The sequence below is a fragment of the Devosia epidermidihirudinis genome, assembly GCF_000971295.1.
GTDB lineage: Bacteria > Pseudomonadota > Alphaproteobacteria > Rhizobiales > Devosiaceae > Devosia > Devosia epidermidihirudinis.
In genome coordinates this window covers 611,927-632,806 of the sequence record NZ_LANJ01000011.1, presented here as the reverse complement: position 1 = coordinate 632,806, position 20,880 = coordinate 611,927, and the positions used below count along the sequence as shown (strand labels likewise).

General features: G+C 60.4%; 15 protein-coding genes and 1 tRNA gene. 11 read left to right on the top strand and 5 right to left on the bottom strand.

Going from position 1 to position 20,880, the window contains the following annotated elements; genetic code table 11:
* The first annotated feature begins 65 nt into the window (after window positions 1–65).
* The 3 genes from WH87_RS06250 (at window position 66) to WH87_RS06240 (ending at window position 3,661) form a co-directional block, all read left to right on the top strand.
* The gene (locus WH87_RS06250; protein ID WP_046138036.1) at window positions 66–743 is read left to right on the top strand and encodes a helix-turn-helix domain-containing protein; all 678 of its coding nucleotides are present in this window, start codon (window positions 66–68) and stop codon (window positions 741–743) included.
* Window positions 743–2,329, top strand: coding sequence for an ABC transporter substrate-binding protein (locus WH87_RS06245; RefSeq protein ID WP_046138037.1), 1,587 nt, complete (start codon window positions 743–745; stop codon window positions 2,327–2,329). Before WH87_RS06250 ends, WH87_RS06245 begins: the two co-directional genes overlap by 1 nt.
* Window positions 2,330–2,560: 231 nt before the next feature.
* The gene (locus tag WH87_RS06240; RefSeq protein WP_046138038.1) at window positions 2,561–3,661 is read left to right on the top strand and encodes a M24 family metallopeptidase; all 1,101 of its coding nucleotides are present in this window, start codon (window positions 2,561–2,563) and stop codon (window positions 3,659–3,661) included.
* Between the two features lie 165 nt (window positions 3,662–3,826).
* Here WH87_RS06240 and WH87_RS06235 read toward each other — a convergent pair whose 3' ends face one another.
* Complete coding sequence (locus tag WH87_RS06235) at window positions 3,827–4,849, bottom strand: LacI family DNA-binding transcriptional regulator (protein ID WP_046138039.1); 1,023 nt, start codon at window positions 4,847–4,849, stop codon at window positions 3,827–3,829.
* A gap of 312 nt (window positions 4,850–5,161) precedes the next feature.
* Between WH87_RS06235 and WH87_RS06230 the strand changes: the two genes are divergently transcribed.
* The 6 genes from WH87_RS06230 to WH87_RS18890 all read left to right on the top strand — a co-directional run bounded on the left by WH87_RS06230 (window position 5,162) and on the right by WH87_RS18890 (window position 13,920).
* Complete coding sequence (locus WH87_RS06230; RefSeq protein ID WP_046138040.1) at window positions 5,162–6,505, top strand: amidohydrolase family protein; 1,344 nt, start codon at window positions 5,162–5,164, stop codon at window positions 6,503–6,505.
* A 60-nt stretch (window positions 6,506–6,565) separates the two neighbouring features.
* On the top strand, window positions 6,566–7,615 hold the full coding sequence (locus tag WH87_RS06225; protein WP_046138041.1) for a BMP family lipoprotein: 1,050 nt from the start codon (window positions 6,566–6,568) through the stop codon (window positions 7,613–7,615).
* Window positions 7,616–7,667: 52 nt separating this feature from the next.
* A complete protein-coding gene (locus WH87_RS06220) occupies window positions 7,668–9,212 on the top strand; it encodes an ABC transporter ATP-binding protein (RefSeq protein ID WP_046138042.1) in 1,545 nt (514 codons plus the stop codon).
* Entirely contained in the window at window positions 9,209–10,306 is a 1,098-nt protein-coding gene (locus tag WH87_RS06215; RefSeq protein WP_046138043.1) for an ABC transporter permease, read from the top strand. Before WH87_RS06220 ends, WH87_RS06215 begins: the two co-directional genes overlap by 4 nt.
* Window positions 10,303–11,253, top strand: a complete 951-nt coding sequence (locus WH87_RS06210; RefSeq protein ID WP_046138044.1) for an ABC transporter permease — start codon at window positions 10,303–10,305, stop codon at window positions 11,251–11,253. The genes WH87_RS06215 and WH87_RS06210 overlap by 4 nt, the downstream gene beginning before the upstream one ends.
* Window positions 11,254–11,631: 378 nt before the next feature.
* Window positions 11,632–13,920 (top strand): PAS domain-containing protein, encoded by a 2,289-nt coding sequence (locus WH87_RS18890; protein WP_082092520.1) that lies wholly within the window; start codon window positions 11,632–11,634, stop codon window positions 13,918–13,920.
* Between the two features lie 111 nt (window positions 13,921–14,031).
* Here the strand turns inward: WH87_RS18890 and WH87_RS06200 are convergent.
* Window positions 14,032–14,105 (bottom strand) — tRNA-Gln (locus WH87_RS06200).
* A 355-nt stretch (window positions 14,106–14,460) separates the two neighbouring features.
* Here WH87_RS06200 and WH87_RS06195 point away from each other — a divergent pair.
* The gene (locus WH87_RS06195) at window positions 14,461–16,968 is read left to right on the top strand and encodes a PIG-L family deacetylase (RefSeq protein WP_052726347.1); all 2,508 of its coding nucleotides are present in this window, start codon (window positions 14,461–14,463) and stop codon (window positions 16,966–16,968) included.
* 579 nt (window positions 16,969–17,547) lie between these two features.
* On the opposite strand, the gene WH87_RS18885 is transcribed toward WH87_RS06195, so the two are convergent.
* On the bottom strand, window positions 17,548–18,225 hold the full coding sequence (locus WH87_RS18885; protein WP_052726269.1) for an outer membrane protein: 678 nt from the start codon (window positions 18,223–18,225) through the stop codon (window positions 17,548–17,550).
* A 270-nt stretch (window positions 18,226–18,495) separates the two neighbouring features.
* Here WH87_RS18885 and WH87_RS06185 point away from each other — a divergent pair, with 270 nt between their 5' ends.
* Window positions 18,496–18,795, top strand: coding sequence for a hypothetical protein (locus WH87_RS06185; protein WP_156458126.1), 300 nt, complete (start codon window positions 18,496–18,498; stop codon window positions 18,793–18,795).
* A 40-nt stretch (window positions 18,796–18,835) separates the two neighbouring features.
* On the opposite strand, the gene solA is transcribed toward WH87_RS06185, so the two are convergent.
* Both solA and WH87_RS06175 read right to left on the bottom strand, forming a co-directional pair.
* Entirely contained in the window at window positions 18,836–20,002 is a 1,167-nt protein-coding gene (solA, locus tag WH87_RS06180; protein WP_046138046.1) for an N-methyl-L-tryptophan oxidase, read from the bottom strand.
* Window positions 19,986–20,879 (bottom strand): DMT family transporter, encoded by an 894-nt coding sequence (locus WH87_RS06175; protein WP_046138047.1) that lies wholly within the window; start codon window positions 20,877–20,879, stop codon window positions 19,986–19,988. Before WH87_RS06175 ends, solA begins: the two co-directional genes overlap by 17 nt.
* Window position 20,880 lies beyond the last annotated feature (1 nt).

The following is a 20,880-nucleotide window of genomic DNA, read 5'->3' as shown; positions in this document are numbered from 1 at the left end:
CTTCATATTTCGCTTCCACCATACAGAAAACTTTGCTTATATCAAAAAAATTTTGGTAGGAGCGCATGGCAGGCACCGCACTGACAAAGCCGGAAGCAGAGGGTCACCCCAAGGTCGGGGCCCTTATTCGTGCACGTCGTCGACAGCAGCATATGACGCTCGAGGCACTTGGCAAATCGGCTGAAGTATCAGTGGGTTATCTAAGCCAGGTCGAGCGCGATCATGCGACGCCTTCGCTGGGAACTCTGGCGCAGATCGCCCGTGCGCTGGGCGTTGGGATCGATTATTTCGTCTCCGCACCAACCGCCAAAACATCGCTCACACGGGCCACGGACCGCAATCGTTTCTCGCTCGATGGGTCGTCCATCGTTTACGAACGGCTGGGCACGGACTTCCCCGGCAGCACTTTGTCCAGTTTTGTGATGATGGTGCCGCCCGGTTATGCCTCTGAAACGGTGGCGCATGAGGGCGAGGAAATCCTCTATGTGCTGGAAGGCTCCATTACCCAGCGCCTCGATGGCGAAGAGATGGTGATGAATGCGGGCGACAGCCTGCACTTCCGCGGCAACCGCCCCCATTCGTGGTCTAACCATACCGATCAACCGGCGCGCCTGCTCTGGACAGGCACGCTCGCGCTCTTCCGCTCTACCGCACGGCCTTCGCGCCAGGTGGCAGCGGTTGCAAAACCCGGCCTCAAGCCGGTGAAGAACAAAAAGATAGTCAACCCGCAGGAGAAACGCTGATGAAGCTCTTTAGAGCTGCTCTGCTCGCTACCGCGCTCGTACTGCCACTCGGCAGCATGGTCGCCAACGCAGCCACCCCGGCCAACGCACTCGTCGTTGCCCAGAATATCGACGATATCGTCGCTATCGATCCGGCTCAGGCCTACGAGTTCACCGCTGGCGAACTCAATGCCAACCTTTATGATCACCTGGTTCAGTATGACGCCGAGGACACCACTGTTCTCGCCGCAGCGCTGGCATCGGAGTGGGTCGCTGACGAAGCGGCCAAGACCCTGACCTTCACCATGCGTGATGGCGTCAAGTTCTCCTCGGGCAATCCTGTCCGCGCTGAAGACGTTGTGTTCTCCTTCTCGCGCGTCGTGAAGCTGAACCTGACCCCAGCCTTCATTCTCACCCAGCTCGGCTGGAACCCTGAGAACGTGGCGGACATGGTCACTGCCAATGGCAACACCGTCACCGTTAAGTGGGATGGCGACTTCTCGTCCGCCTTCGTGCTCAACGTGCTGGCCGCTCGTCCGGGCGCCATCGTTGACGAAGTCACTGTTCTGGCCAACGAAGTCGATGGCGATCTGGGCAATGCCTGGCTGAACAAGAACTCGGCTGGTTCGGGCGCATTCGTGCTCAAGGACTTCCGTCCTGCTGAGCTAGTTCGTCTCGAAGCCAACGAGAACTACTACAAGGGCGCGCCCGCAATGAAGACGGTTCTGATCCGTCACGTTGCAGAAGCCGCCACCCAGCAGCTGCTGCTTGCTTCGGGTGACGTCGACATGGCCAAGAATCTGACCCCTGATCAGGTTTCGGGTCTGGATGCGTCCAAGGTCAAGGTTGAGCTCTACCCACAGTCGGCAGTGCACTTCCTCTCGTTCAACCAGAAGGACGACCAGCTGACCAACCCAGCGATCTGGGAAGCAGCCCGTTACCTCGTTGACTACGACGGCATGACCCAGTCCTTCCTCAAGGGCCAGATGGAAAAGCACCAGGCCTTCTGGCCAAAGGGCTTCCCCGGTTCCTATGACGAGACCCCGTTCACGCACGACGTCGCAAAGGCCAAGCAGATCCTGGCTGACGCCGGTGTTGCAACGCCCGTCACCGTGACGCTGGACGTGATCAACTCGACCCCGTTCAACGATATGGCACAGTCGCTGCAGGCTTCGTTTGCCGAAGCTGGCATCAACTTCGAGATCCTGCCCGGTACCGGTGCTCAGGTCATCACGAAGTACCGTGAGCGTACCCACCAGGCTATGCTGCTGTATTGGGGCCCAGACTTCATGGACCCACACTCCAACGCTAAGGCTTTCGCTTACAACTCGAATAACGCCGACGATGCCTATGCTGCCACCACCACATGGCGCAACGCATGGGCCGTTCCGGCCGAGATGAACGCTGAAGTCACTGCCGCTCTGGCTGAGCCAGATCAGGCAAAGCGCGAAGCCATGTATGTCGACCTGCAGAAGCAGGTTCAGGCCAGCTCGCCAATCGTCATCATGTTCCAGGCAACCTATCAGGTCGCCATGGCTCCAAATGTGAATGGCTACGTGAACGGCACGTCTTCGGACTTCGTCTACTACCGTCTCGTCACCAAGTAAGGCGACACCCACTGCGGCGGCGCGCAAGCGCTGCCGCATGAGGAGCCGGGCCCAGTCCCTCCGGCTCGGCTCCTCTTCAACTCTCGCGTACCCCCTCCTAGCCTCCCCCTCAAAAGGGGGAGGTACAGATCGCGTTCTCGGCAGATTCCTGTCCGCGCTCTGAACAAGTCGCTCCCCCTGTCAGGGGGAGGCTAGGAGGGGGTATCCACCCCAAAAAGGATACTCACTCGAATGAACCCTACGCTCACCACCCGCCTTGCCAATCTCCGCGCCCGCATGGCCGCTACCGCGACTGACCTCGTGGTCATCGGGCCATCCAGCCACATGCTGTACTTGGCCGATCTGTCGCCCCATGGCGATGAGCGCCCCGTGCTGCTGATGGTCTCGCCCACCTTTGCCGGTTTCCTGATGCCAGCGCTCAACGTCGACAGCGCTCGCCAGCATACCGATCTGCCCTTCTTCCCATGGACCGATGCCTACGGCCCGAACGCCGCGCTTGCCGAGCTGCTGACGGCCACTGGCGTCACCCGCGATGCGCCATCCATCGTGCTCGACGAAACCATGCGCGCCGACTTCGCGCTGCTGGTACTCGATGCGCTGCCCGGCGCCCGCCGTCGCTTCACCAATGACACCGTCGGCTACCTGCGCTCGCGCAAGGATGATGCTGAGTACGATGCGCTCAAGAAGAGCGCCGTGCTCAATGACGCCGCCATGGCCGCTGGCTTTGCCGCACTGCGCACCGGCATCACCGAAATTGAAGTCGCCACCGTTATCCGCGATTTCTACAAGGCCAATGGCGCAACCACCGAGTTCTGCAGCGTCTGCTTCGGTCCCAATGGTGCCTTCCCGCATCACCACACTGGCAGCACCAAGCTCAAGGCTGGCGATGCCGTGCTGATCGATACCGGCGCGCGTATCTACGGCTATCCATCCGACATGACCCGTGTGGGCTATTTCGGTGCCAAGCCTGCCGACTTCGACAAGATCCACACCATCCTCGACAACGCTGTTACCGCAGCGATTGCCGCTGCCAAGCCCGGCGTTCAGGCGAGTGCCGTGGACAAGGCCGCACGCGATGTGATCACCGCCGCCGGCTATGGTCCAAACTTCCTGCACCGCACCGGTCACGGTCTGGGCATTGATATTCACGAAACGCCATACATCACCGCCACCAGCGACAGCGTGCTGGAAGAGGGCATGGTGTTCTCGATCGAACCCGGCATCTACCTGCAGGGTCAGTTCGGCCAGCGTCTCGAAGAAATCGTCATTATCCGCAATGGCGCAGCCGAAGTGCTGTCCGAAATGCCGCGCGCGGCAGTTGCGGTCGAGTAGACGGGGGCACCCGTCATCGGCAGGCTTGGTTCGGACTGTTTTGGCGCGGCGACGCCACATAGCCCCCCCTAAGACCGAGCCTGCCGTTTCCTCTATGTACGAAAAAAGGGCGCCCCATTTGGAGTGCCCTTTTTATGTGTTGCACGTCGACATGCTAGCAGTGTGCTAACCGATCGGTGTGGGTTGCGAAGGGGGAGGGGCGACGGAATCGCGCTTCACCAGATGCACGGGAAGACGGGTTTCCAGAGGCGGTGCTTCTCCGCCATTGATCAACGCCAATAGGTGCTGAACGGCGAGTGTGCCCATCTCGGCGACTGGCTGGCGCACGGTGGTCAGCGGCGGATCGACCAGTTCGGCAAAGGCCATGTCATCGAAACTGACGAGGCTCAAGTCATTGGGAATGCGCAATTTTCGTGCCCGAACTGCCTTGATGGCGCCGATGGCAATATAGTCCGAGCAGGCGACAATCGCGGTCGGGCGGCGTGGGCCATCCAGCAATTGCGAGGCAGCCAGCTCGCCATAGGCGCTGGTATATTCACCCAGCATCACCCAACCCGCTGGCACGGCGATCCCGGCCTCGCGCGTCGCGCGGTTGAAACCTTCCAGCCGCTCAATGACACTCATCACCTGACGCGGCCCGCCGATCAGGGCGATATCCCTATGGCCCGCCTCAATAAGATGGCGCGTGGCATCATAAACGCCGGCAGCATTGTCGACGAAAACACGGGGTACACTTATCCCCGCGATGTCCTCATCGAGTACAACTACGTTCTTACGGGTTGCCAGCAATTGGGCGAGCGTGCCGTCGTCGACCTGGTTGGTCATCATGATGAGGCCATCGACATGGCTGTCTGACAGGCGTTGCAGGGCGTCGATTTCGTTTTTGGGATCGCCGCTGGTGGAGGAAATATAGACTGCGTAGCCATGTGCGCGGGCTTCGCGCTCAACAGCTGCCGCAAGTTCGGCAAAAAACGGGTTGGCGATGTCCGGTGTCAGCAGACTGATGGCCTCTGCCTTGCCTGTGGATAGTCGGCGCGCGAGGAGGTTGGGCCGGTAGTCGAGCTTGGCAATGGCCGTGTCGATCCGCTCACGCGTTGCCTGTGGCAGCTCGATTCGGTGGTTCAGGTAACGCGAAACGGTTGTCGGAGACACCCCCGCTTCCGCCGCTACCTCGCTTAGATTGGCCATTCTTCCCCCTCAAAATGCGCAACGTGTTGACTACTTGGAAATGCGCTGGCTGCAACGCCTCCGGGACGGTAACAGGCCGCTTCATAACCGGCCTGCAGATTCGTCTGGTGGGCGAAGATCGAGATAAGCGGCATTGCCCGCAAGTGCATGTCACACCAGAAATGGCACTGCACTCAGGAATCGTGAGCCCAGTTTTTAGGCGAATTCGCAATGAGTCGAAATATCAGGCAATTGTTGCCGGATAGCATTTGACAAAGTTCACAAAAGCGTCGTTAGATCGCAATGTAAAGCGCTTTACTAAACGTAGGTCAAATGTCTTCTACACTTCTCCGCAATGCAATTGTCCTGACTGTGGATGGACTTGATACCGCGCATGATGCGGGTTGGGTGTCGATGATCGACGGTCGTATCGCCGGCGTGGGGTCCATGGATACCTGCCCGGACGATTCCGAGTTTGACAGCGTTTTGTCCTTGCCCGGACATATAGTTATGCCGGGTCTGATCAATGCTCACACGCATTCGGCGATGGTCTTGTTCCGCGGTCGTTCGGAAGGCCAGAGCCTGCTGACCATGGATGGCTGGTACAACTCCATCCGCGAGCCCGAGCTTTCCCTCGTCGCTTCCGATATCGGCCCTGCCGTCGCGCTATCCTGCGCTGAAATGATCCTGTCGGGCACAACGACATTCTGTGACCAGTACTTCTTTGCCGACGAAATCGCTGCCGCCGTTGCGCAAGCCGGTGTGCGCGCTGTCATCGCCTATGGCATCGTCCAGCTGGGCGACAAGGAGCGTGGCGAGCAGGAACTGGCCAGCGCTTCGGCTTTCATCGAGCGCCAGCGTTCTGCCGATGGCCGCGTAATCCCCTGGTTCGGCCCTCACGCGCCTTACGTCGATAACTCTGAAGACCTGCTGCGCGCCGAAGTTGATCTTGCCGTGAAGTACGGCTGCGGCATGCATCTGCACATGGCGTGCGGACCCGAAGACAATGAAGAGACCATGGCGCGCTATGGCCTGACTGCAACGCAGGCCCTGTCGCGCGACGGCTTCTTTGCCGGCCGCGTTCACGCTGCGCATTGCCTTGACTTGACCGACGAAGACATCGCGATTTTCGCCGCTGCGCCTGCTGCCTCGGTTTCCTACAACGCAACCGCGGGTCTGCGTTCCGGCCGTGAGGGCATCTGCCCCGCCGTAAAGCTGCGCGAAGCCGGTGTCGTCGTGGGTCTTGGCACCGACAACGTCGCCGCCAACAATTCCTACGACATGATTTCTGAAATGCGTGTGGCCGGACTCGTGGCCTCCCATCGCGAAGGGCGCGCCCAGCCTCTGTCCAGCCGCGACCTCGTTCGCATGGCGACCATCGACGGCGCCCGCGCTCTGGGGATCGACCATGAAGTCGGGTCGCTCGAAGTGGGCAAGGCCGCAGACATCATTGCCATCGACATTTCCGGGGCAGGGTACTCCGAGACCCCGGACGTCGAGACTGTGCTGATCTATTCCGGCAGCGGACGCGATGTCCGCCACGCCTGGGTGTCGGGCGAGCAGCTGGTGGCCGATCGCCAGCTTCAGCGTCGCCCATTTGCCGAAATCCGTGCCGACTATTCGGCGACGTACAAGGATTTCTGGGCCCGCGTCGAAGCGGCCCGCGCGAAAGCCTGAGTTTCAGGGCGGCGCTCGAACGCCGCCATTTCAACGCCTTATCCAACTGGAGAGCTATGAATGACCATGCCTAAGCTCAATCGCCGTGCCGTTTCCGGCCTGCTGGCAGCAGCCCTGCTGACCTCTGTTTCGGCCTCTTCCGTTATTGCCCAGGAATACACCAAGGAAAACCCGCTCAAGGTGGTCTACGTGGTCCACGGCACCCTGGGTGACAAGAGCTTCCTCGACAGCGCTGCAGCAGGCCTGAAGCGCGCCGCCGAAGAGCTCCCCGTCGAAGTCACCGTCATCGAGTCCGGCCTGGATCGTGGTCGCTGGCAGCCTGCTCTGGCAGATGCCACCGACCAGGGGTATGACGTTGTTGTTGCTGGCTCGTGGGAAATGACCGGCTTCATGGCCGAGCTGGCTCCGGACTACCCAGAGACCAAGTTCATCATTTTTGATGACGCGCCAGATTTCTCCGCCGGCAATCTCGGCAATATGCTGGCCATCAACTACCGCGTGTCGACCGCCGCCTATCTGGCCGGTTACGCTGCTGCCAAGATCACCCAGACCGGCAAGATCGGTGAGATTCTGGGCGTTGAAGGCACCACGATCCTGGAGTTCACTTCGGGCTTCGAGCAGGGCGCCAAGGCAGCAAACCCAGATGTGGAAATCGTCCGCGCCGTGGCCGGTACCTTCACCGACCCTGCAAAGGGCAAGGAGCTCGCGCTCGCGCAGTTCGCACAGGGCGCCGACATTGTGTTCCCCGTGGCCGGTGGCACCGGCGTTGGCGCGCTTCAGGCCGCCCGCGATGAAGGCAAGCTTGCCGTCGGCGTCGACAGCGATCAGGCCGCGATCTTTGAAGGCAACGATCAGGCTCAGGCCGACGTGATCTTCACTTCGGTCGAAAAGAAGGTCGGCGACTCGATCTACATCGCTCTCCAGCAGACGCTTGATGGCACCGCACCTTACGGTAGCGGCCTGCTGCTCGGCCTGGCCGATGGCGCTGTTGGCATTGCAAAGAACAGCTATTACGACAAGCTCGTTCCCGCTGACGTGCGCGCCGAGGTCGATGCTGAAGAAGCAAAGATCATCGCTGGCGATATCGTCGTCGACTCTGTGATGCAGTAAGCAAACGGGCCCCGCCATGTGCGGGGCCTATTTTCTGAGGTTAGGACACGGCATGGCGCCATTGCTCGAAGCCATTTCCATCGGCAAGACCTATCCCGGCGGCACTGTCGCCAATGATGGGGTCAATCTCACCATCCAGGCCGGTGAGGTCCACGCCGTGGTCGGCGAGAATGGCGCGGGCAAGTCCACGCTGATGAAAATCCTGTTCGGTATCGAACAGCATGATCGGGGCGAGCTGCGCCTCGACGGCAAACCGATCCGTTTTGCCAACCCGCGCGAAGCCATCGACAACGGGATCGGCATGGTATTCCAGCATTTCTCGCTGGTGCCGTCCTTCTCCGTTTATGAAAACGTCGTTCTGGGCTCTGAGCCGCGCAACGGCATCAAGTTTGATCGCCAGAAGGCCATCGCTGACGTGCGCGCGCTGTCGGAGAAATTCCGCCTTGCTGTCGATCCGCTGCCGCCTGTCGGGCAGTTGCCGGTCGGCCAGCAGCAGCGCGTTGAAATTCTCAAGGCGCTCTATCGCGACGCGCGCATTCTCATTCTTGACGAGCCGACAGCCGTGTTGGCGCCACAGGAAGTCGAAGAGCTTTTCGTCGCCGTTCGCGCGCTGGTGGCGCAGGGCCGAACCGTCATTTTCATCGCGCACAAGCTGCCCGAAGTGCTTGAAATCTCTGACCGCATTACGGTGATGCGCGCTGGCAAGACCGTCGGTTCGGTCAATGCTCGAGATGTCACCGAAGACAGCCTTGCCACCATGATGGTCGGCCGTGAGATCGCCCTGCGTGTCGACCGCGCAGGCGCGCGCGGGCCGCTGGCATGCGAGGTCAAGAACCTCAAGATCGATGCCGAGAACGGCTCGACTATCGCCAAGGATTTGAGCCTCAAGGTTCATGCCGGGGAGATCCTCGGTCTGGTCGGTGTTGAAGGGAATGGTCAGGCCGAGCTGCTGGAAACCATCGCGGGCCTCCGCCCCGCCGCCGACGGCGTCATTGCCCTTGATGGCGCAGACCTCAACGATCTCAGCGTGCTGCAGCGCCGTCAGCTGGGCGTCGCCAGTATCCCCGAAGATCGCATTGCCCGTGGTCTCGCCACCGGTGCCTCGATTGCCGAGAACCTTGTTGCCACAAGGCTGAGTGACAAGCGCTTCGTGCGCAATGGTCTGCTTGACCTCAAGGCGATCAAGGCCAATGCGCTAGCGCTGATCGAACAGTTTTCCGTGCGGGCAGGTGGCCCGAACGTTGCTGTCGGTACGCTCTCCGGCGGCAACATGCAGAAGATTGTGGTGGCCCGCGAGCTGTCCGAGCAGCCTAAGCTCCTCTTGGTCAATCAGCCAACGCGTGGCGTCGATCTGGGTGCTACCCAGTTTATCTGGAAGTCGCTTACCAAGGCGCGTGATGGCGGTGCCGCCGTGCTCCTGAGCTCTGCCGACCTTTCCGAGCTGTTGGCGCTGTCTGACCGGCTTGTTGTTTTCTATCGCGGCAAGATCGTCGCTGCCTTCGTCAACAGCGATGACCTGACCGCCGAGACGCTGGGCACATACATGCTTGGCCTCAATACCCAGGACCCCGAAACCATGCGGGCGGCGCTTCAATGAGTACCTCTTCTCCTTCACGCTTCGCCCTTGTCGGGCGCGAAGTCGCCCGCGCGGTCATCGCATTGGCCATCGCGCTTCTCGTGGCGTTGGTGGTTATTCTTGCCACCTCTGCTGATCCGGCCAAGGCCTTCAGCACGTTGCTGACTGCGCCGCTGTCCTCCAACCGTACCATTGGGCTGTGGGTCGATGACGTCGCCAAGCTCACGTTGACCGGGCTGGCCTTCAGCCTCGTGTTCCAGGCTAAGCAATTCTCCATGGGCGTGCAGGGGCAGGTCTATATGGGCGGGCTGTTTGCCGCTCTCGTCGCCATGTCGCCCATCGGCGCAACGCCCTTCGCCATTCCGGTTGCAATGGCTGCTGCCATGTGCGCGGGCGCTGTCTATGGCTTCATGCCCGGCTATGCCAAGGCCCGCTTTGGCGCCAGCGAGATTGTGTCCTCGCTGATGCTCAACTACATCGCCATTTTGGTGGTGAACTACATCATCCGCGCCCATCTGGCGCCGGCCGGCTCCGGCCAATTGGTCACCGCCAAGTTCCCGGAAACCGCGATCCTGCCCGCGATCATCCCCGGCACCCGCTTTGACCTGGGTATCGTCATCGCACTGGCGGCGACCGTTGTGGTCTGGTTCCTGCTCTACCGCACCAATTGGGGCCTCAAGCTGCGCCTCGTCGGGCACAATGCCAAGTTTGCCGAATACTCCGGCATTCGCTCCAGCTTCATCATGGTCTCCGCCATGACGCTCGCTGGTTCCTTTGGCGGTCTGCTCGGCGCAGTCTTCGTGCAGGGTAGGGCCTTCGGCAACCTCGCGCAGAACTTCGATGGCAACATGGCCTTTGAAGGCATCCTGATTGCCATCGTGGCCCGCAACAAGCCTCTGGCGGTGCCTGTGGTGGCATTGGCCTATGGCTACCTCCGCCAGGGCGCGCAGCTCATGGGTATTCGCACCGATGTACCCACTGAAATGATTTCGGTCGTGCAGGCCATCATCATTCTGCTGGTTGCTTCGTCCTTCACCTTGCCCGGCAAGAAATTCATCGGGCGTCTGATGGGCCGCTCGCAAACCGCCACAACCGCGCCGGAGGCAGCGAAATGATCGAACTGCTGATGACGGTCTTTTCGGCGACGTTCTTCGTCACCGTAATCCGCACCACCACACCGCTGCTGTTTGCGACTCTGGGTGGCCTCATCTCCGATCTTTCCGGTGCGCTCAACGTTGCGCTGGAAGGCATGATGCTGATTGCCGCGCTTACGGCCGTGATCGTTTCTGTCTATGCGCCCTGGTATGTCGCTGTGCTCTCCGGCATCAGCGCAGGCGCTATGCTCGGCGCTCTGATGGCGTTCTTCCATCTGCGCATGAAGGCGGACATCATCCTCGTTGGCTTCGCGGTCAACATCCTGGCCACTGGCGGCACCGTGTTTGCGCTGGCTCAGGCCACTGGTGGCGACAAGGGCACCTCGATCAACCTGCCATCCAAGGGCGTGCCAAGCGTTGACCTGTCCTTCCTTGAGGCCATTCCGGTCATCGGTCGCACCCTCAAGAGCCTGCTGTCCGGCCACTCCATCCTCTCGTGGCTGGCCGTGCTGCTGGTCTTTGCAGTCTGGTACTTCCTTTATCGCACGCCCTATGGCCTCTGGCTGCGCGGCGTTGGCGAATATCCTGCAGCGCCTGAAGCGGCCGGCATTCCAGTCAACAAGGTCCGTGCCTGGAGTCTTATCGCCTCGGGCGCGCTGGCAGGCATCGGCGGCGCGCAGCTGGCCATGTTCAACTATATCGGTTTCACCCGAGACATGACTGCAGGTCGTGGCTTCATCGCGCTTGGCGCGGTGCTGCTGGGGGCCCGTCACCCTGTCGGGGCGATGCTCGCGGCACTGCTGTTTGGTGTGTTCGAGGCTTTGGCGATTGTCATGCCGAACCTCTTCAACTGGATCCCCGGTGAGTTGATCCAGACCATTCCATTCGCAGTGACTGCACTGGCGCTGGTGCTCTTCAGCTATCGCGCCCAGCGGGCACTACAACGCCGGAACGCTGCGAAGGCGTAATGCACACAAACAATATAAAGCAGAAGGGCCGCACCGAAGTGTGGCCCTTCTGCTTGAGCTCGCCCAATTGACGGCATGCAATTTTATCTATTAGCTAAATTCGTTAACCGCTGTATGGTCCGTTTTGCACATCTGGGGCGGAGCACTTCGGCTAATCGCTTCAAAATGGGCGGCAGAATGCGGCCGTCGAATACACCGGTGCGGACCTGACGCGCATGAGATGGCGCGGATTTTTATTGGTTTATTTTTCTAAGACTAGCCGTCTTCATCTGAAAATTGACCATGGTTTATTTGGTCGCAGATTTATGAATTTCAAAGCCACTTAGTACATGTGTGGTGACTAATATTTCGAGTGCGACTTGTGCGCAGGAGTCAGTTATGGCCTCCGTGGAAAGCAGTGCCTCGTCGAGACTTGTGAGCCTTTTCTCTGCACAATGGTCGCGTCCAATCCTCGTTGGTCTGGTTGTCGGGACATTGTGTCTGCTTGGCATTCTGACGAGACCTGTTGGCCTTTTGGCCATGATCTGGCCAGCCAACGCGGTCATGCTCGGATTGCTCATTCGTTTTCCCGGCTTGAACCGCGCATCTGTCTGGGCGGCCGCAATGGCAGCCTATGTGATTGCAGATTTGCTGCTGGGGACCAGCTTGGAGAAGGCGTTCCTGCTCAATGCTGCCAATCTCTGCGGTGTTGGGGCAGGGTATCTTGTCTGGAGGCTATTGCCCCCCAACAAGCTGTCCATGCGGGAGCCGGTATCAGCTCTCTATCTCATCGTTGTCGCTACGGCCGCTGCTGCCATTGCGGGGGTAATTGGTACTGTCGCTGGTGCCGTTTTGCTGGGCCTCGATGTCGCCGACGCCTGGGTCTTCTGGTTTGTCACCGAACTGGTCAATTATATTGCATTGCTCCCGGTTGTCCTGTCCGCGCCCAGCGCGAAGGAGTTCACGCATGAGTTGAAGCTGCCAGATTTGCGGACGCAACTGCCGCTGGTTCTGCCTGCGCTGTCGCTCGCAGTGTCCTGCATAATTACCATAGTCATGAACGGGCCGGGTGCTATCGCCTTCGTGGTGCCAGCATTGGTTTGGTGCGGGCTGAGCTACCAGGTGTTCGTCGTTTCGCTGCTGTCACTCGCCATAAATTACTGGTCGCAAACCGTTCTGACGACAGCCTATCTCCATGACGTCATCGGCCCGTCCGATGAACGTGAGCTGGTTTCCATGCGCCTTGTGGCACTCATGATCGCCTTGGCACCGCTCATCCTTTCCATTGTGATGAGAAGTCGCGATGAACTGGTCAACAAGCTCTCCCTGGCCCGGCAACGCGTAGATATGGCCATGGACGCCGGTGGAATTGTTGCGACTTGGGAACTCGATTTCGCTCGTGGCAAGTTCATGGTGGAAGGAAAGCTGGCAAAGCTGGTCGGATGGGAGGGGCGGGCCCACACAGGCATTCCACTCGACGACTTGCTCAAGAGCATTTACCGAGACGATCGTGATCTGGTCCAGGAGGCCCTTCGCACTGCAAGTGCAACAGGCTCGGATTATTACTGCCGGTACCGGATGCAGACATCGTCCGGGGACATACGCTGGTTTGCCGCCTTCGGGAAACTGGTGCGCGACAAGAGAAATATCCTCTCCCAGCTCGTCGGAATATCCATCGATGTCACCGAAGAGGCTGAGGCTTTTGAGGCGCTTGAGCAAAGCAACCGACGCTTCAATATCGTGAGCGAATCCATCCCCCAGATTGTCTGGAGCACAGACGCAAAGGGTCGGCATGATTACTTCAACTGCCGCTGGACTGAGTTCACCGGCATCGCAGCGGACAGCATCACGGCCGATACCTGGAAAGGCCTGGTCCATGCCGACGATAGAGCTCGAGTTGAACAGGTCTGGCGGGACTGTATCGCGACGGGAAATACCTATTCGCTAGACTATCGCTTTCGGTACCGGGACGGCAGCTATCGCTGGCTCAAGGTCCTCGCCAAGCCGTTGCGGAACAGCGACGGGGTCATCACGCGCTGGTATGGAACCTCGACGGACATCGATGATGCCAAGCAACTCGAAGCCGAGCGCGAGATTGTGGCCAGTGAGCTCGACCACCGGATTGGCAATCTTTTTGCCCTCGTGAACGGCCTGGTTGCCCTGACCTTGCGCGATGCTTCTGACGTGAAGGAGGCTACAGGCGAACTGCGCGCGCGCCTAAGTGCCCTTTACGATGCACATACCCTCATCAGGCGCAAAAGCGATGAAGGGCTGACCGTCACGGAGTTGCTTGGTCAATTGCTGGCCCCCTACAAAAATGGCGACGCCGCTATCACGATCACTGGGGATGATCTGCCGGTCGCTCCGTCCGCGGTGACCGCCGTCGCGCTGGTTTTTCATGAGCTGGCGACCAACGCCGTCAAATATGGGGCGCTCAAGGACGGACAGGGTGATCTGCGAATCGAACTTTGCAACACCGGAGAGCGTTACGCCATCCGCTGGCTGGAAATGACGCAGTCACCGGCTCAGTCCAGCCAAGGCACAGGATTCGGCTCAAAACTGTTCAACTCCATCGTCGAAGGCCAGCTCCGCGGCTTGGCAACACGCTCAATCGCCCCCGACGGCCTCACTATCCACATCGATCTACCAATCCCGTCGCTATCTGGAACTACGAAGCAGCAGTCCTGAGCCGTGTCGCTGGGACTTTCAATCTAGCCATCAAATGTGGCGCCGCGCCGTTGTTATGGCCGCCATCGGCCATGAGACCGCGATGCTAACGATTGATTTGTGAAAAAGAATTGGCTGGGGAACCTGGATTCGAACCAAGATTGACGGAGTCAGAGTCCGCTGTTCTACCGTTGAACTATTCCCCAGCAAGGGAACCGCGGGACCGTTTGGTCCGGGCGATTTGTTCCGGCGAGGTCTGCATAGACAATGCTTCGTGAGATTGCAAGCACATCAATACGATGGGGATAAATTGTCGGGGATGGCGCCGGGCAGGGCGGGATTTGCGGGCTTTTCCACAGATCGGGTGCACATAGTGTGACGCCATATCGCCCGATAATGAGGGAAAAACATCCGACTTTTCCTCTCATCCTTTTTGCTAACACGGCTCCTGATTAACGCACTTGAGTTAAGTTAATCGCCCTCCCATAGTCCGTCGCAGGACTGTCACAGATGCGCTTTGGCGCCTGTGCGTCAGCCCGGATGAAGAAGAGAGGAAACTTCATGACTCGCATAAGCCGGCGTACCTTTATCGCCGCTGTTCCCCCCGTATTGGCAGCAACACAGATCCCCGCCTGGGCCGCGCCCGCGACCGATCTTCAACTGATCGCCGCGCAGAAAGGGGAGCCGCCGATCGTCAAGCTCTATCGCCAGCTTGAGCGTCTCACCTCCACCGTCACGCTGATGACCACGGGCGCGCACCCCGACGACGAGCCAAGCGGCATGCTCGCGGCGCTGCGCCACGTCTATGGTATCCGTCCGGTGCTTTATTGTATCACGCGCGGCGAAGGTGGGCAGAACGCCATCGGCCCAGAGCGCGGTTCGGTCCTCGGCGTGCTGCGCACCCGCGAAATGACTGAAGCTTCCCGTTCGCTCGATGCCTCGCTGGCATTCGGCGGGCAGGGCCACAATGACAGCGTGCACGATTTCGGCTTCTCCAAGGACCCGAACGCGACCATCGACCGTTGGGGTCGTGACCGCGTGATCGAGCGCATGACCTGGGCATTCCGTTACTATCGTCCAGACGTGATCATGAACTGCTTCCTTGACGTTGGCGGCCAGCATGGTCACCACCGCGCAGCAAACGTTGCGACGTTCGTCACGGCTGAGTTGTCGGGCAATGCCGAAGAATTCCCAGAGCAGATCGCACGCGGTCTCAAGCCATGGACCGTTCCAAAGATCTACCTGCCAGCCTATGGCGGCGGCGGCGGCGTCTATGACGACGAAACCCCACCACCTCCAACCACGCTGACTGTTCGTGCGCCTGAGCGCGATCCGATCTCGGGCGCTACGTTCCCGCAGATGGGTGAATGGTCGCGTTCGTGCCACCTGACCCAGGGCATGGGCAGCTGGCGTCCTGATCCACAGACCGAATGGGCGCTGAACCTGGCATGGACTGCCAATGGCGCTGCCGGCGGCCAGGAATCGGACATCCGCGAAGGCCTGATCGCCACTGTTGGCCACATTGCAGAACTCGACGGCATGCCAGCTTCGGCTGCTGACGCTCTCCGCAATGCCCAGGGCCTGATCGACGAAGCCATCGCTGACTATGGCGATCCAGTCGTCGTGCTGTCCAAGGTTGCCGAAATCGGCAAGGCCATTGCTCTGGCACGCGAAACGCTCCCAGCCGAGTTGGCAGATAGCGTTGCACACCGCCTCGACCGCAAGGCCAAGGAAGTTGACCTCGTGCTGGCCACTGCCGCTGGCATGCAGATCCGCGCCTATACCGATGGTGGCGACCTGCGCCCCGGCCAGGACATCATCGTCAAGACGCTCGTCGATGCGCCCGACACGGTTGCAATCAAGTCGGTTGCCGTCATCGCTCGCGATGGCCTGACCACCGAAACCACCGCCGATGGCGAAAAGGTTTCCGTGGCAGCCGACGCTGCGCTGACCAACCCACTGGCCGAGCAGTTCGACCCACTCGGCGGAAACGGCGACGCCTTCGTTCGCCTGACGGCCGATATCGGTGGTCACACCGCTGTTCTCGATATCGATCTGGAAGATGCCCTGCGCGTTATTCCGGCAGCATCGCTTGAACTCAAGCCAGACGCGATCGTGCTCAACACGGTCAACGAGCTTGAACCGGTCGAGATGACGGCTGTTGTTTCGGGCGCCACCACCTCCGATCTCGACTTCAACCTGCCAGAAGGCTGGGCGATGACGGCGACCGGCGAGACTGGCCGCGAAGCAGGGACCTTCGATCTGACCCCTCCGGCAGATCTGGGCACCACGCGCATTGCCATCGAGCCAAGCCTGCTCGATCAGCCTGCTTACGCCATCAACACCTTCTCCTATCCCCATATCGGCAAGTCGGTTGTTCCGACCCTGGTCTCGGTGCCGGTGCAGTCGGTTGAGGCGGCTCTCCCACCCGGTGCAAAGGTTGGTTATGTCGGCTCGGGTAACGACAATGTCGCGATCTGGCTGAAGCGCCTCGGCGTCAACCTGGTCGAGTTGTCGCCATCCGATATCGAGGCGGGCGCTTATCGCGGCCTGACCACGATTATCGTCGGCATTTTCGCCTTCGGTCGCCGCAAGGATCTGGTCGCAGCGCTGCCGGGCATCCATGAATGGGTGCGCAATGGTGGTCACCTCGTGACCCTCTACCACCGTCCATCGGACGGTTGGGATCCGGCAACTGTGCCACTGGCCTTCCTCAAGATCGGTACGCCTTCGATCCGCTACCGCGTGACCGATGCCAAGGCCGAAGTGACCGCGCTCGAGCCCGATCACCCGCTGCTCAACTACCCGAACGTCATTGGTCCTGAGGACTGGGCGAACTGGGACAAGGAGCGGGGCCTGTATTTCGTTTCCGAATGGGACGAAGTCTATAAGCCACTGCTTTCGATGAGCGACGCGGGCGAAGAGCCTCTGCTGGGCTCGCTGATGTCGGCTGAGATCGGCGAAGGCCGTCACACCCACACCAGCCTCGTGCTGCATCACCAGCTGGACAAGCTGACCCCAGGCGCCTTCCGCCTGCTGGCCAACCTGACCCAGCCCGCAAAGCACTAAGTGCAATCTGGCCTGCGTTCCTCCCGACGCAGGCCAGCCTTGTCCGTAGCCGTGCGGCGGCGGGCAATAAAAGGCCCTCGACCATTCCCTCCTGGTCGGGGGCTTTTTGCTGTCTGGGGGGAGGTGATGATTGTGGGCGCTCGAGTGGTGATCTGTAGGTTTGCCACCATCATCCAGTCGTCACCCCGGGCTTGACCCGAGGGTGTTGTCGGTTTGAGGAAGTGAAAAACCCTCGGGTCAGGCCCGAGGGTGACGCGCGGTGGGTGAGGAGGGCGCCTCTGGTGAAGCTGAGAGTGCCGTCCCTTCGCCCTTCAGGGGAGAAGGTGGCCCGGAGGGCCGGATGAGGGGGGAGGTGGCAGTGGTGGTCGACTGATGGGCATTCACCCCTCACCCCAGCCCTCTCCCCTGAAGGGGCGAGGGGGCGATGGTTGAAAGTGCAGTGGGGGCGGGCTACCCAGGTCGTCACCCTCGGGCTTGACCCGGGGGTGTTTGCGCTACGCGTGGCAGGTGAAGAGCCCTCGGATCAGGTCCGAGGGTGACGCGCGGTGGGCGGGCAGGCAACTCGTCAGAAACTAAGATCTAGAAGTGGAACGATAGACGTGCTCTTACGGCGTGAGTGTCGTAGTCCACCGTCGACGGGCCGCCGTGCTGAAACTTGCCTAGTCCGTAGGACGCGTATCGGTATTCTAACCCAACAGAAATGGCGTCTGAGAGGGCATGTTCGGTGCCGACGCCCAAGGTCCAGCCCCACACTGTATCTGTCGCTGACGGGAATGCGCCGGGGTCAAATCGTGTTTTCAGGGAAGTGACCGAAGTCCCGGCCAGACCATAAATCAACACCTGATCTGCGACATAGCCTGCACGACCAACGAGTGATGCCTCCCAATTCCGGTCAACAACATAGTCCTGCCCTCCACCGCCGCTATAGGCGCGGTCGGTAGCGCCTACCCAGTTTCCACCAAGCTCTACGCCGATGAGCAGATGCTCAAACTGGGCATTTGATCCGGCGTAGATGCCGGCAGTTGCACCGGAGACGCGAACGGGGATGATGGGATCCTGGTACGCGATAATGTCGACATTACCCGTGCCAGCGTCAAAACCTAGCTCTCCCCCGATATAGGGACCGCTCCAGTCGAATGTAGTTGGCGCTAGATAGGTGGTTGGTGCCGGCGCCTCAACGATCCCCTGACCGACGGCCGAACCCACACCGAAAGATCCCAAGGCAATTAGTGCCCCCATCGCTACAATTTTCTTCATGCGCCCTCTCAAACGGTTGAGGGGAACGAGAGCAGATTTCTGGGCTGCGGAAATCATCCATACAGATGAGAGACGTTGCCATCTTTTTTAGTGGTCGCCTGAGGGGGCGGTGAGAGCGAAGGCGGGCTACTTCAGCTCAGCCTCGGGCTTGGTCTGTCGTCTGGTTTGGAACCAATTGCTCGGCGCGATCACGTTTTTAGATTCCAGCAACTGTGATGACGGTTCCGCGTTAACCATTGGTCCCATCCGGGGCTTCCAAGGAGAAATGCAATGAATGTCAGATCACTTCTGTCGGTCGCTGCCATTTTGTCTTCTATGGCGCTGCCATCCCTAGCCTTTGCGCAAGATGCGCACATGATCAGCGGCAAGGCTGTGCCAGCCGATCAAGTCGCTGAAGTGCAAGCCAAATGCGATGAGCTGAGGGCTGCGCCACCTGCGGCTGATGCCATGGCGGCCGCTCCTGCAGCTGACAAGACAGCCGGCTGGATGGCGGATGGTGCCAAGATTGACCTCACGAAGCTGACCGTCGCGCTGTGCGATGAAGGCAAATTTGTAGCCACCAAAAAGTGACGACTGCGCCCCGCCAAGACTGGCGGGGCAACCTGTTTGGTTAGAGCAAACGTCCCAGCGCGAATGCCGACAGATCCACCACCGGTGCGCCATCAAGGGTCCAATGGGCCAGGTTTTCGCCGATAGCCGCGGAGTGTTTGAAGCCGTGGCCGGAGCAGGGGGATGCCACCAGAATGTTGGCGTATTCGGGGTGACGGTCGATGAGGAAGGCGCTGTCTGCGGTCTGGGTGTAGATGCAGGTGGCCGTTTTGACCGGCTTGGCGGTGACGCCAGCCAGACGCCCCGCAAGGTGCGTTGCGTGCATCAAGGTCGATTCTGTTTCGGGCACGACGCGGTCGATGGCGTCGGGATCGGACGACGCGCCGTAGAATTCACCAGCGGTTTTGACCGAGACACCATCGGTGCTAGGGAAGCCATAGAAGAACCCATCCTGCTCATCGCCATGTGGCCACATGTAGACTGGCGACTGCGCCCACTCTTTGGGTGCGTCGGGCGCAAGGGCGAACCAGTGCATGACCTGCCGTGTTGCCCGCAGCACGCGGTCGAATGGCGCGCCGAGGAGCTGGCCGGCCCATGCCCCCGCAGACACAATCGCCTGACCGGCCAGAATAGTGCGCTGGTCGGTGACGATGCGCACGCCATCGCTTTCAGCCGTCACGGACAATACACGCTCGCCGAGATAGGTCGTCGCGCCGTGTTTGGCCGCGAGATCGAGCTGGGCGCTGACGCAGCGCTCGGGCCAGAGATAGCCGCCGCCGGGCTCGAAATAGCCGATCTCGCTGTCCTGCGGGGTGAGATTGGGGAAGCGGCAGCGGATGTCATCGGCGCTGAGGATTTCGTGAGTGATGCCATAGCGTTCGGCAGCGCCGATGGAGCGGCGGATGAAGCCGGTGCGGCCGGGACGGGCGACATTGTCGTCCTGCTCGGAGATGATAAGGCTGCCCACTTCGAACAGCATTTTCTGACCGGTTTCGGCCTCCAGTTCCCGCCAGATTTCATGGCTGCGCATGGCGAGCGGCACATAGGCCTCGCCTTCACCGATGCCACGGCGGGTGATGCGGGTTTCGCCATGGGTGGAGCCATGCGCGTGAGGCGGGGCGAAACGGTCGATACCAACGACGCGGACATTACGCTTAGCCAATTGGTAGAGCGCGGCGCTGCCCATGGCGCCCAGACCAATCACGGCGACATCAAAGCTCTCGGTCATGCGCGGCGTCCTTTTGCAGTTTGCGCCGATCCAGGCGCGAGGTGGCGGCGAGCGCCCCGATGATGATGGCAATACCGACCAATGTCGTCCAGCTGGGCACTTCGTTGAGGGCCACATAGCCGGCAAAGGTCGCCAGCACGATGGAGAGATACCCGAACGGGGCCAGGATATTGGCGGGCGTCGATTGATAGGCGCGCAGGAAGCAATATTGCCCGACCTGCGCCAGAATGCCGATGGCGAGCAGCAGGCCCCAATCGTCGAATTGCACCGGCTCCCAGACAATGGCGGCGGGAATGGCGGTGAAGACGGTGAGGCCGACGGTGTAGAAGACCATCAGCACGGTGGTGTTCTCGCGGGCCAGGGCGCGGGTCTGGATGACGGCGAGGGAGCCGAAGACTACCGAGCCGAGCGCGGCCAGAATGCCGGGATTGAACGCCACATCGCCGGGCGCGACCATGATGATTACGCCGACAAAGCCGACGGATGCGCCAACCCAACGCCAGACCGTGCTGCGTTCGCTGAGCAGAACGCTGGCCAGCACCATGACCACGAGCGGGCGCATGAAGCCGATGGCGTTGGCCATGGCGAGGGGCAGGGCCGTGAGGGCGGCGAAGTTGGTGCTGAGCGCCAACGTGTTGCAGAACACGCGGAAGATATGGCGTCCCACATGCTTGGTGGAGCGGATGGCGGCACGGTGCCGCCATGCCAGGGGGAGCACGCTGACGAGGCCGATCAGCGAGCGGATGAACACCATCTGCAATGCCGGATAGGTCGCGCCGCCGATCTTGACCAGAACGGTCATGATGGTGACGAGAACCATATCCGACATCAGCCAGACAAGGCCGCTATGATCGGCCCGAGCCGTGGGGGCGTTCATG

Coding starts and splice junctions, on each gene's coding strand:
- WH87_RS06250 (WP_046138036.1), top strand. CDS start 66: ATGGCAGGCACCGCACTGACAAAGCCGGAAGCAGAGGGTCACCCCAAG.
- WH87_RS06245 (WP_046138037.1), top strand. CDS start 743: ATGAAGCTCTTTAGAGCTGCTCTGCTCGCTACCGCGCTCGTACTGCCA.
- WH87_RS06240 (WP_046138038.1), top strand. CDS start 2,561: ATGAACCCTACGCTCACCACCCGCCTTGCCAATCTCCGCGCCCGCATG.
- WH87_RS06235 (WP_046138039.1), bottom strand. CDS start 4,849: ATGGCCAATCTAAGCGAGGTAGCGGCGGAAGCGGGGGTGTCTCCGACA.
- WH87_RS06230 (WP_046138040.1), top strand. CDS start 5,162: ATGTCTTCTACACTTCTCCGCAATGCAATTGTCCTGACTGTGGATGGA.
- WH87_RS06225 (WP_046138041.1), top strand. CDS start 6,566: ATGACCATGCCTAAGCTCAATCGCCGTGCCGTTTCCGGCCTGCTGGCA.
- WH87_RS06220 (WP_046138042.1), top strand. CDS start 7,668: ATGGCGCCATTGCTCGAAGCCATTTCCATCGGCAAGACCTATCCCGGC.
- WH87_RS06215 (WP_046138043.1), top strand. CDS start 9,209: ATGAGTACCTCTTCTCCTTCACGCTTCGCCCTTGTCGGGCGCGAAGTC.
- WH87_RS06210 (WP_046138044.1), top strand. CDS start 10,303: ATGATCGAACTGCTGATGACGGTCTTTTCGGCGACGTTCTTCGTCACC.
- WH87_RS18890 (WP_082092520.1), top strand. CDS start 11,632: ATGGCCTCCGTGGAAAGCAGTGCCTCGTCGAGACTTGTGAGCCTTTTC.
- WH87_RS06195 (WP_052726347.1), top strand. CDS start 14,461: ATGACTCGCATAAGCCGGCGTACCTTTATCGCCGCTGTTCCCCCCGTA.
- WH87_RS18885 (WP_052726269.1), bottom strand. CDS start 18,225: ATGAAGAAAATTGTAGCGATGGGGGCACTAATTGCCTTGGGATCTTTC.
- WH87_RS06185 (WP_156458126.1), top strand. CDS start 18,496: ATGAATGTCAGATCACTTCTGTCGGTCGCTGCCATTTTGTCTTCTATG.
- solA (WP_046138046.1), bottom strand. CDS start 20,002: ATGACCGAGAGCTTTGATGTCGCCGTGATTGGTCTGGGCGCCATGGGC.
- WH87_RS06175 (WP_046138047.1), bottom strand. CDS start 20,879: ATGAACGCCCCCACGGCTCGGGCCGATCATAGCGGCCTTGTCTGGCTG.